The 11,434-nt window shown below is 60.5% G+C and carries 9 protein-coding genes; 1 reads left to right on the plus strand and 8 read right to left on the minus strand.

Annotated features, from left to right (window positions below):
• Positions 1 to 80: 80 nt before the first annotated feature.
• The 5 genes from JZX88_RS01540 to JZX88_RS01560 all read right to left on the minus strand — a co-directional run bounded on the left by JZX88_RS01540 (position 81) and on the right by JZX88_RS01560 (position 6,523).
• Positions 81 to 1,169 carry an ABC transporter ATP-binding protein gene (locus JZX88_RS01540; RefSeq protein WP_142855325.1) on the minus strand — a complete coding sequence of 363 codons (1,089 nt, stop codon included), beginning with the start codon at positions 1,167 to 1,169 and terminating at the stop codon, positions 81 to 83.
• A 20-nt stretch (positions 1,170 to 1,189) separates the two neighbouring features.
• On the minus strand, positions 1,190 to 2,845 hold the full coding sequence (locus JZX88_RS01545; protein ID WP_206912338.1) for an alpha-glucosidase family protein: 1,656 nt from the start codon (positions 2,843 to 2,845) through the stop codon (positions 1,190 to 1,192).
• A 37-nt stretch (positions 2,846 to 2,882) separates the two neighbouring features.
• Complete coding sequence (locus JZX88_RS01550) at positions 2,883 to 4,043, minus strand: carbohydrate ABC transporter permease (RefSeq protein WP_142855323.1); 1,161 nt, start codon at positions 4,041 to 4,043, stop codon at positions 2,883 to 2,885.
• A 1-nt stretch (position 4,044) separates the two neighbouring features.
• The gene (locus JZX88_RS01555; protein ID WP_206912339.1) at positions 4,045 to 5,058 is read right to left on the minus strand and encodes a carbohydrate ABC transporter permease; all 1,014 of its coding nucleotides are present in this window, start codon (positions 5,056 to 5,058) and stop codon (positions 4,045 to 4,047) included.
• A gap of 103 nt (positions 5,059 to 5,161) precedes the next feature.
• Positions 5,162 to 6,523, minus strand: a complete 1,362-nt coding sequence (locus JZX88_RS01560; RefSeq protein WP_174030563.1) for an ABC transporter substrate-binding protein — start codon at positions 6,521 to 6,523, stop codon at positions 5,162 to 5,164.
• A gap of 275 nt (positions 6,524 to 6,798) precedes the next feature.
• On the opposite strand from JZX88_RS01560, the gene JZX88_RS01565 reads away from it, so the two are divergent.
• Positions 6,799 to 7,824: a LacI family DNA-binding transcriptional regulator gene (locus JZX88_RS01565; protein ID WP_206912340.1), complete on the plus strand. Its 1,026-nt coding sequence runs from the start codon at positions 6,799 to 6,801 to the stop codon at positions 7,822 to 7,824.
• A 20-nt stretch (positions 7,825 to 7,844) separates the two neighbouring features.
• On the opposite strand, the gene JZX88_RS01570 is transcribed toward JZX88_RS01565, so the two are convergent.
• The 3 genes from JZX88_RS01570 to JZX88_RS01580 form a co-directional block, all read right to left on the minus strand.
• The gene (locus JZX88_RS01570) at positions 7,845 to 8,744 is read right to left on the minus strand and encodes a bifunctional methylenetetrahydrofolate dehydrogenase/methenyltetrahydrofolate cyclohydrolase (RefSeq protein ID WP_206912341.1); all 900 of its coding nucleotides are present in this window, start codon (positions 8,742 to 8,744) and stop codon (positions 7,845 to 7,847) included.
• A 77-nt stretch (positions 8,745 to 8,821) separates the two neighbouring features.
• Positions 8,822 to 10,591, minus strand: a complete 1,770-nt coding sequence (locus tag JZX88_RS01575) for a GumC family protein (RefSeq protein WP_206912342.1) — start codon at positions 10,589 to 10,591, stop codon at positions 8,822 to 8,824.
• 88 nt (positions 10,592 to 10,679) lie between these two features.
• Entirely contained in the window at positions 10,680 to 11,378 is a 699-nt protein-coding gene (locus JZX88_RS01580) for a WecB/TagA/CpsF family glycosyltransferase (RefSeq protein ID WP_206912343.1), read from the minus strand.
• Positions 11,379 to 11,434 lie beyond the last annotated feature (56 nt).

Consider the following 11,434-nt stretch of genomic DNA (forward strand, 5'->3'; position numbering starts at 1 on the left):
TGTTTTTCCACAAGGGCAAAAAGCCATAAAAAAACCCGGAGCAAGGTTGCTCCGGGGCGTGTTTTCAGGATCGCGGATATTTATGGACGGTAGGTCTTGCCTGCGGCATCGAAGAGGTGGAGCTTTTCCTGCGGCGCGGCGAACCGCAGGGTTTCGCCCTTACCGACGGAAACAATGCCCGGCACCTTGACGATGATCGGTTCCTGGCCCTTCGGCGCCTCGAGATAAAGCAGCGTCACTTCACCCAGAGCCTCGACAATCGACACCTTGCCTTCGAAAAGATAGTCGTCACCGGTGACAATGCTCAGATCTTCGGGCCGGACACCGAAGCTCGCAGCCTTGCCCTGCTCGGTGGCGGGGGTCGGCACGTAAACGGCAAGCGTCTTGCCGCCGGCGAGCTCGATCGATGTGCGTTCGCCGGTTCCGACGATCTTCGCCGAAATGATATTCATGGCGGGCGAGCCGATGAACTTCGCCACGAAAAGATTGGCCGGCCTTTCGTAAAGCTCGAGCGGCGGGCCGACCTGTTCCACACGACCGGCATTCAAAACGACGATGCGGTCCGCCAGCGTCATCGCCTCCACCTGATCGTGGGTGACGTAGATCATCGTCGTATCGGCCATCTGCTCGTTGAGCTTGGCGATCTCGATACGGGTGGCGACACGCAGGGCAGCATCGAGATTCGACAGCGGTTCATCGAACAGGAAGACCTTGGGATTGCGGCAGATGGCGCGACCGATGGCGACGCGCTGGCGCTGGCCGCCGGAGAGCGCCTTGGGCAGACGCTCCAGATATTGTGTCAGCTGCAGGATTTCGGCGGCGGCACGCACGCGGCGGTCGATTTCCTGCTTGTTTTCTTTGGCGATTTTCATGCCAAAGGCCATGTTGTCATAAACGGTCATATGCGGATAAAGCGCATAGGACTGGAACACCATGGCGATGCCCCGGCGCGAGGGCGGGATTTCATTGACGAGCTGGCCATCAATGAACATCTCGCCGCCGGTGATTTCCTCCAGACCGGCGATCATCCGCAGAAGCGTCGATTTTCCGCAGCCGGAGGGGCCGACGAAAACGATGAATTCGCCCTGCTCGATCGAAAGATCGATGCCGTGCAGGACCTTCACCTGCCCGTATGATTTGCGGATATCCTTGAGAACGAGACTTGTCATGGGTGTTCCTCCCTGTTCTGTCAGGCGTAACGGGCGAAGAATGCGCCCCATGCCGGAAGTTCTACGCTTCTGCCTTCAAGGCCGCCTGCAAAGCCGTGACCTTCGAGAACCTCCCAGTTCCCTTCCGGCAGCGTGGCTTTTGCCGGTGTTGCGGACAAGTTGAAGAGGCAAAGCACGGTTTCGTTGCCCAGCTTGCGGGTATAGCTCAGCACCTCACCCTGCACGGGGTGGAATTCGATACCACCCTTTGCGAAGGCCGGATGCTGCCTGCGGAAAGCGAGGAAGCGGCGGTAATGTTCCAGCACCGAAGCCTCATTGCCCTGCTGGGCGCTGACGGCGCGCTGCTTGTGCTCGGCCGGAATGGGCAGCCATGTCTTGTCAGCTGTCGAAAAACCGGCCTGTGCGTGGCCGGCATCCCACACCATCGGCGTGCGGCAACCATCGCGGCCCTTGAATTCCGGCCAGAACTGGATGCCGTATGGATCCTGCAAATCCTCGAAGGCGATATCGGCTTCGGTGAGGCCGAGTTCTTCGCCTTCATAGATGCAGACGGAGCCGCGCTGCGTCATCAGCAGCGCCGAGAGAACCTTGGCGAAAGCGTCCTTATCCTCGACATGCTCGCCCCAGCGGCTGACGTGGCGCACGACATCATGGTTGGAGAAAGCCCAGCAGGCCCAGCCTTCCGGGGCGGCTCTCGCAAAATCCGCCTGCACATCGGCAACGCGCTGCGGGGTAAGTGCGTCGGGTGCGAGGAATTCGAAGGCGTAACACATCTGCATCTTGTCGTCGCCGGAAGTATATTCACCGACGATTTCGAGGCCGCGCTGACTGTCGCCCACTTCGCCAACGGCGGCGATGTCTGGAAACTCGTCCAGCACGGCGCGGAAGCGCTTCAGGAAGGCGATGTTTTCCGGGCGGTTCTTGTCGTAGAGATGTTCCTGGAAGTTATAGGGATTGACCGCAGGTGCCGTGGAGGCATTGCGGCGCTCCGGCGCGAGCGCCGGGTTATCGCGCAGCTCAAGGTCGTGGAAATAGAAGTTGATGGTGTCGAGGCGGAAACCGTCAACGCCGCGCTTCAGCCAGAAACGGGTGATGTTTAGCAGCTCTTCCTGCACTTCAGGGTTATGCAGGTTGAGGTCCGGCTGCGAGGTCAGGAAGTTGTGCATGTAATATTGCATGCGGGTCGGGTCCCACTGCCAGCCCGGACCGCCGAAGATCGACAGCCAGTTATTGGGCGGCGTGCCATCCGGCTTGCCATCCGACCAGACATACCAGTCCGATTTCGCATTATTGCGGCTGGCGCGGCTTTCCACGAACCATGGGTGCTGGTCAGACGTGTGCGACATGACGAGATCGATCATGACGCGGATGCCGAGCCGGTGGGCTTCGGTAATCAGCCCGTCGAAATCGGCAAGCGTGCCGAACATCGGATCGACATCGACATAATTCGAGACGTCGTAACCGAAATCCTTCATCGGCGAGGTGAAGAAGGGCGAAATCCAGATCGCATCTGCACCGAGGCCGGCAATATGCGCCAGCCGGTCGGTGATGCCCTTGAGGTCGCCGATGCCGTCGCCATTGGAGTCCTGATAGGAGCGCGGATAGATCTGATAGATAACAGCGCCGCGCCACCAGTCCTTGTTGGGCGTCAAAGCGGAAGTCACCGAAGCGGTCATGGAAGTGTCCTGTCTGGTATGGGCGTTCATGGAATGATCAGCCTCCCTTGACGGAGCCTGCAAGCAGGCCACGCACGAGATAACGTTGAAGAGCAAAGAAGACGCAAAGCGGCACGATGATGGTGACAAAGGCCGAGGCGGTGAGGATTTCCCAGTTGCCGCCGCGCGAGCCGAGCAACGCGTTGAGCGCACCGGTCAGCACCAGCTCGTCCTTCTGCGTGCCGAGGAAGACCATGGCGACAAGCAGGTCGTTCCAGGTCCACAGAAACTGGAAGATGGCGAAGGAGGCGAGCGCCGGGAAGGAGAGCGGCAGGATGATCTTGACGAAGATTTCAAAATCGCTGGCACCATCCACGCGGGCGCTTTCGATGATCTCCTTCGGCAGGCCGGAAATATAGTTGCGCAGCAGATAGATGGCGAGCGGCAGGCCGAAGGCGGTGTGCGCCAGCCAGATGCCGGCATAGGTCTTGGACGGCACACCGAAGATGGTGCCGATTTCATTATAGAGCCGCAGCAGCGGGATCAGCGACATCTGCAACGGCACGACGATGAGGCCCACCACCATGGCAATCAGCAGATTGCGGCCGGAAAAGCTCATCCATGACAGCGCATAGGCGGCGAAGGCCGCAATGAGGATGGGGATGACGGTTGCCGGGACGGCCACGGTGAGTGAGTTGACGAAGGACTGGCCGATGCCTTCCGAGGTCAGAACCGTGCGGTAATTATCGAGCGTGAAGACGGGCGGCGTCGCGACGGAAATATAGACGCGCTTGCCGCGCGCGCCCTCGAAGCTTGAAGCCTTGCTGTATTCGTAGGTGCCGTCCGTATTGACGAGCAGGGTTTCGCCATCGCCGATATCGGCCGGTTCGCCGGCGTTGAAGGCTCTCGGCTCCTGAACGCGCACGCCGAAGGCGGAGACTTTTCCGCCCGCGCCGCTTTCGAATACATTGCCTGATATCACATAGCGGCTGCCGTCCTGCTTCTGCACGGAAGCATCGGCGAGGCGAACCGCCGAGGTTTGTTCGGAACTGGAGAAGGCCGTCCACCAGCCGGACACGGTAATCTGGTCCTTGTCGCGCAGCGAGCTGACGAGAATGCCGAGCGTTGGCAGGAGCCAGAGAAGCACGACGACGAGGACGCTGGCATGGACGATGAGGCGCGGCAGGCCGACGCGGCGCAGGCGTTTGACGATATTCATCTCAGCGGCCCTCCATCTCGCGGTTCGCCTGGCGGATATTCCAGACCATGATCGGGGTGACCGCCGCCATGATGATGAGTGCGATAACAGCACTTCGGCCGCTGTCGCCGCCACCGCGGAACATCCAGTCGAACATGAGGTTGGCTAGAACCATGGTGTTCCACTGGCCGTTGGTCATGGTCAGCACGATATCGAAGACCTTGAGCACGAGAATGGTGATCGTCGTCCAGACGACGGCGATGGTGCCCCAGATTTGCGGGACCATGATCTTCCAGAAGATCTGCCAGCCATTGGCGCCGTCGATGACGGCAGCCTCGATGGTTTCTTCCGGAATGCCGCGCAGCGCTGCGGACAGGATGACCATGGCGAAACCGGTCTGGATCCAGATGAGGATGACCATCAGGAAGAAATTGTTCCAGAAGGGCATGGAAATCCAAACCTCCGGGCTGCCGCCGAAAAACTCGACGATGGCGTTCAAGAGGCCGATCTGCACCTGACCTTCGGCACGGTATTCATAGATGAACTTCCAGATGACCGATGCGCCAACGAAGGAAATCGCCATCGGCATGAAGACGATGGATTTGGCGATGTTGCCCCACCAGATGCGGTCGGTCATGACGGCAATGACGAGGCCGAAGAAGGTGCAGGCGGCCGGCACGACGGCAAGCCAGAGAATATTGTTGAAGATCGACTGGCGGAAACCGGCATCGAAAAACGCCCAGCGATAATTGGCGAGGCCGACGAATTCGCTGCCTGTGCGATCATAAAAGGACAGGACCAGCGTGGCGATGACGGGATAGACCAGATAGACGAGCAGAAGGATCAGCGCCGGGCCGATGAACAGCCAGGGCCGGACGGCGGCGCGGCGGTTTAGATTGCGGGAAGCGTGAATGACATCTCCCGAGCGGACGGGAAAAATCACCTGCAGCGCCTTGTCGGATAGCCAGTAATAGGCCGCGCAGGCAAAAACGCCCGCTACCATGACGCCGATGGCAGACACGAGTTGTTGAGCCATGTTCCCTCCCTGATCCTCTCCGCGCCGCGCTGATTTATACGGTCGTCGGGGCAGTTCCATTTGGTAAAGGCCCGGCAGCGTGCCGCCGGGCCTGATCCGATTGTTACTTCAGGCCGTCCCAGGCCTTCTGGATATCGGCGGCGACCTGATCGGCGGACTTGCCACCGACGAAATCGATCATGCCGGTCCAGAATGCGCCGGCGCCGATCTTGCCGGGCATCAGGTCGGAACCATCGAAACCGAAGCTTGTCGCGGTCGTGAGGATTTCACCCTGGCGCTTCATCTGCTCATTGGCATAGGTGTCGACATTCACACCCTTATAGGGCGTCAGGAAGCTGGACTGCGCCATCCACACTTCATGGGCGATCGGGGTTTTCAGGAATTCGACGAATGCCTTGGCGGCAGGCGCTTCCTTGGTAACGGTGACGAGCGTGCCGGCGCCGAGAACCGGTTTCCCGAGGTCAGGCTTGGACGCGTAAGTCGGCATGTAGAAGAAATCCGCATCCGTTCCGACCTTGGTGCCTTCAGGGAAGAAGGACGGAATGAACGACGCCTGATGGTGCAGGTAGCATTTCGGCGGAATGTCGAAGAGACCCTTGGGGCTATCGCGGAAGTCGGTGGAGGCCACGGCCGCGACGCCACCGCTCACGTATTTTTCGTTCTTGGCGAATTTGCCGAATTCGTTGATCGCCTCGACCACGGCCGGATCGGTGAACTTCACCTCGTTGGTCGTCCACTTCTGGTAAACGTCGAGCGGCTGCGTGCGCAGCATCAGGTCTTCCACCCAGTCGGTTGCCGGCCAGCCGGTCGCACCGCCAGAGCCGAGGCCGATGCACCAGGGCGTGCCGCCATCGGCAACGATCTGGTCGGTCAGCTTGAACAGGTCTTCCATGCTCTCGGGCACTTTATAGCCCGCTTCCTCGAAGTTCTCAGGCACATACCAGACGAGCGACTTCACATCGGCCTTGAAGGGGAACGCAAAGTAAGCCTTGTTGCCATCCTTGCCCTTGTAGCTGCCGAGATCGACCCAGGACTGGCCTGCGCCGTAATTTTCCTTGACCCAATTGGCGGTCTCATCGCCGAGCGGCACCAGAAAACCCTTGGCCGCGAGATCGGCCAGTAGGCCGGGCTGCGGCAGGATGGCGATATTGGGCGGCGAACCCGCCTGCGTATCGATGACGATCTGCTGCTCGTAATTTTCCGACGAGGAATAACGGACATTCACGCCGGTCGCGTCAGCGAAATAGGCCAGCACCGACTGGAACAGGGCCTCGTCCTCACCGCGCCAGGGGCCGAAAATCGTCAGCGTCTGACCTTTCAGGTCGGCATGGGCCGCCTTGAAGTCCTCGTAGCTTTTCCAGTTAAACTTGGCGTCCTCGCCGGGCGCGAATTTCAGATCGGCGGCAAAGGCCGCACCCGACAGCAGCACGATCGAAGCCGCCGTCGCCAAAAGAGTCTTCCGCATGTGATTTACCTCCCATCACATAAAAGGCTCAAAGCGTCCTCTCCAATCAAAGCGCTTTGGCTGCCTATTCATCTCATTGTCATCCAGACGGAGTCAAGAGGCTCTTTCTTCGGAAACGTTGCAGCACCTTGCGAATAATCATATTTATTTGAGAAGGCGGCTATCATTTTTGATTGAGAAAACATGATGGGGCTGGTAAAAATCTAAAGCGCTTTGGGAATGCGAGGAGAGGCTTTTGCCGCTTCCCGGGTGCACGCATGGAGGAAATTAAAGACATGAACCTGAAACAGTTGTCGCAACTGCTGGGCATTTCGCAGACCACCATCAGCAGGGCGCTCAACGGCTATCCCGAGGTGAGCGCGGAGACGCGCCGCCGCGTCATGGAGGCCGCCGAGAAGACGGGATATCGCCCTAACGCGGCGGCGCAGCGGCTGGCAACCGGCAAGGTCGGCTCCATCGGGCTCGTCATGCCGATTGGCGAACACCACCGTTCCGATGTGCATTTCGGCGAATTCTTAAGCGGTCTCGGCGAGGAAGCGTCGCGCAGCGGCTTTCATCTCGTCATCATGCCGACGGAGCCGGAAAAGGAGCGTGAAGCCCTGCGCGGGCTTGCCGCAAGCGGCAGCGTTGATGGCATCTATCTCGCCTATATGAAAAAGAACGATGCGCGCATTGCCATGATGCAGTCGCTCTCCCTGCCCTTCCTCGTGCATGGCAGGTCCGTCGGCGTGGAGGAGAATTATCCCTATCTCGATGTGGACAATGAGGGCGCGTTTCGCGATGCGACCCAGCTTCTCCTCCAGCTCGGCCATAAGCGCATCGGGCTTTTGAACGGCCCGGAGGGCTACGATTTCACCTACCGGCGCTGTCTCGGGGTGGAGAAGGCGCTCGAGGCAAGCGGCCTCGCCCTGCACCCGGCCAATAAGCGGCACAGCAGCATGACGGACGAGGAGGGTTATCTCGGCATGGAGGCGCTGCTGTCTCAACCGGAAAAGCCGACCGCCATTCTCTGCGCCAGTACCGCGCTTGCGCTCGGCGCTATCCGCTCGATGAACCAGCGGGGGTTAAAACCCGGCAAGGACATTTCGCTGATCGCCCATGACGACGTGCTGCCGCTGCTGAAACCGGATAATTTTTCCGTGCCGCTGACGACCACACGCTCGTCGCTCAGGGCTGCGGGCGTTCGGGTCGGGCAGCGCCTGATCAACCGGATCAAGTTCGAGCAGATGGAGCCCCATCAGGAGCTCTGGAAAGCGGAGCTTGTGGTGCGCGCTTCGACAGGGCCGGCTCCCAAAGGCTGAGCCGGCCTGTCTCAATTCACTCAGAACTTCGGCGCGGCCTTGCCGAGTGCGCGATAGGCGGCGATGACGGTATTTGCCATCAGCATGGCAATCGTCATCGGGCCGACGCCGCCCGGAACCGGCGTGATGGCGGCGGCAACGGCGCTTGCCTCGTCAAAGGCGACATCGCCAACCAGCTTCGACTTGCCTTCGCCCTTTTCGGGAGCAGGAATACGGTTGATGCCGACATCGATGACAGTTGCGCCCGGCTTCACCCAGTCGCCCTTCACCATTGCCGCGCGACCGACGGCCGCGACGAGAATATCGGCCGTCTTGCAGACGGTGGCGAGATCTTTGGTGCGCGAATGCGCCATGGTCACCGTGGCATTGGCATTGAGGAGAAGCTGGCCCATGGGCTTGCCGAACAGGTTCGAGCGACCGATGACCACGGCATTCAGGCCGGAAAGATCGTCGCCATGAATGCCGCGCACCAGAAGCATGGCACCGGCGGGCGTGCAGGAAATAAGGCCGGTGGCGAGATCGCCCGTCGCCAGCTTGCCGGCGTTGAGCACGCTCAGACCGTCGACATCCTTCTCGGGCAGGATCGACTGGATGATCTCATCGGAATTGAAATGCTTCGGCAGCGGAAGCTGCACCAGAACGCCGTGAATGGAGGCATCGGCATTCAGTTCGCCGACCAGCTTCAGAAGCTCGCCTTGCGTCGTCTCTTCCGGCAGCGTGTGCTGGATGGAGTTGAAGCCGCATTGCTTGGCCATCTTGCTCTTGGAATTCACGTAAGCATGGCTGGCCGGATCATTACCGACGATGACAACCGCGAGACCGGGCTTGACGCCCCGTTCCGCCTCGAGCGCTTCTGCCGATATGCGGACCGCCTCCGTTACCGAAGCCGCCTTCGCCTTCCCGTCAATCACAACTGCCATGCGTCTTGCTCCTGCTGGATTACGTTGGCCCCGTATGGTGCCCCCTTTGCAGGAATGCAAGCAAAAATGCAGCCTCGTCAGGCAGTTTTGCGGTAGCCGTCACGGTGATCGGCGTAATCGGCAAGACGCTCCCTCAGATGCGCCAGCTCGCGTCTCAATTCCGCCAACTCCTCGGCTTCGGCCTGCTCATGATCGAAGTGTCCGGCAAGGGCTTCACCGAGCAATGGCGGAAGCTCTGGCGACATCTGGTCGACGGTTCTGGCGGTGCGGTTACCCATCAGCACCTGCCGCACACGCTCGTCCAGCGGCATGTCGTCAGCATCATTCGCGGCCTCGGCATAATAGTCGGCGAAGGCGTCTTCAGGCTGGACATCATCCGCGGCAAGCTCTTCGAGATCATCAAAAACCGCCGGCTCGATTTGCTCGAATTCGGAAAACTGAAGGGATTGCTCCGGCTCATCCATGGAGGGCGGAAGTTGCACTCCATTTTCGACGGCCAGCTGGCCCTCCTGTTCCTCATCGTGACGGCGGTAGCTCAGGAGATAAAGGCTGCCCAGCAGACCGATCAGGCCGCCGCCGCCCGCCATCATCGCCGCCTGCGTCAGATCACGGGACAATTCTCCGGGGACCGCCTTCTTCGTCAGGCGCGTCTCGACGGTCGGAGTGGTGGATGCGGACAGATCGCGACGCTCGCTTGCTTCCAGATAGGTATTTCGCGCCGTCTCCAGCTCTGCCTGCAGCCGGGAAAGTTCACCGGGGGGAACGCCAAGGCCGTTCAGCCGATCAAGGTGCTGTTTGCGCTCACCACTGGCGGTCGCGATCTCCTGGGTGATGCGTTTTTCATCCGCCCGCAGGCCATCGACCAATTGGCGCAAGGCAGGGGCGGCAAGCGCCTGTACGGCATCGACAGCATTCTGCGCGGCAATGCGGCGGGGGTGCTTAGGCCCGTAATCGACCGATACGCTGGCAAGCGCCATGCTGGCCGTCGCATGTTTCTGCCGGATATCCTCAAGCGCCGAGAAAGCCGCGCCTGCCGGCACGGGCTTTGACAGCACATCATTCGGCTTGAGTGCAGCAGCGACCGCCAGATCGGCCTGAAGAGACTGTTGCTGCTGCGCCATTCTGGCAAGGCTGTCGTTCACGTCACGCAATTGCTGCTCTAGCTGCTGCACTTCCGACAGGACGGCATCGCCATGGCGCATCTGGAAGCCGTTCAGTGCCGCTTCCGCCTCATCGAGCCTTGTCCGCGCCCGTTCCGTCTGGCGCATGGCGGGTGTCATGGTGCCGGCCCTGCCATCCGCCATGACCCGCATCGAAAGATAATCCGTCAGCCGCATGGCGGCCTCCGGTGTGGCTGCCCTGGAGGTTACGACCAGTGTATTTTCATCCGGCGTCAGTTCCAGCCGTATTGCCTCGCCCACCGCACCATTCAGCGCCTCGCGCGGGGAAAGCGGGCGTGCGTCCGTCCCTGTCAGCAGATCGACAAGCAGGCCAAGCTCACCCTGATTGCGAACCCCGACCATATCGGCGGCTTTCAGCTTGAGGTCAGCGGTTACCCGGTCGAGCCCCGAAGAGGATAATAGCGTGCGCCGGGCCATCGCCAGAAAGCGGGCAGCATCCGGAGCGTCATAGGAAGATTGCGTGACTTCGATCCGGGCCTGCGAGACATAACCGCGAAAACCGGAATCGATCAACAAAAGCGGAAGCGCAGCACCGGTGACGGTCGCAGCCGCGACGCAGCCGGCGGTCAGAAGCCGCAGACACTGTCTGCGCCATTGCGACGTGGGCACGGCGACATCGTCCTCTTCCGGGCGAACCGCCATCATATCCGGACTGTGATCAACCATCTGAAGCCGTCTACCACCCTCGATGCCGCCCGCAACGGGCGACTGTCAAAACCTTACGAGAGGTTAAAGGATCGTGGCAAACAAATGGTTAACGCGGGCTCCGCGAACCCGCCTCGGTTTTGCCAAGCGCAATGTGCCAGGGTTCGGCGCAGAGGCTGTAGAGCCAGCTCATATGCAGCTTGCGGAAGATTTCCGGCATGCCCGCCACTTCGGACGAAAGTACCTTGAACAGCGGGCCGACCGCGATTGCGACGCGCGCATCGTCACGGCTGACGGTGCGGTGCAGCCATTTCTCCTGATTTTCACCGAGCATACCGGCAAGCAGAACATCGACCTTCACCCCTGAGGTGTCGCGGCCGAGCATCACGAAGTCATGCCAGGGCGCGTGAGCGCGCAGCTTCGCCAGCACTTCACCGAGCTGTGCCGCATCGTCGCCTGCAACGCCGATCCGTTTCGGGACCGCCATATAGGTCAGAAGCGCCATGACGAAAGCGACGCCATCGATGGCGGCGGACAGAGGCCTGCCATTTTCGCCCCGGGTGGCGGCGATCATGGCCTTGCCCTGCGGCAGAAGCAGGCAGCTTTCCAGAATCTCGCGATAGGCGATATCCCTGAGGGACTGCCTGGCTTTGTCGATGGTGAGAAACGAGAGCATCGTGTGCCCTTCGCAAGCCGAAGCCCGGCTGCTGACGAGCTCCAGCGCACCGTTCCAGTCGAGATCACAGACACGCAGTCCATGAATGTTCCGTTGCGATCCCGGCCGCGCAAAACCTGCCGCGAAATTCATTACCAACCCCCGAATGCCAAACCTGCCGCCGGTCCGGCGCATGGTTGCGGGACGGC

The organism is Agrobacterium sp. OT33 (assembly GCF_017313365.1).
Lineage (GTDB): Bacteria > Pseudomonadota > Alphaproteobacteria > Rhizobiales > Rhizobiaceae > Agrobacterium > Agrobacterium rhizogenes_A.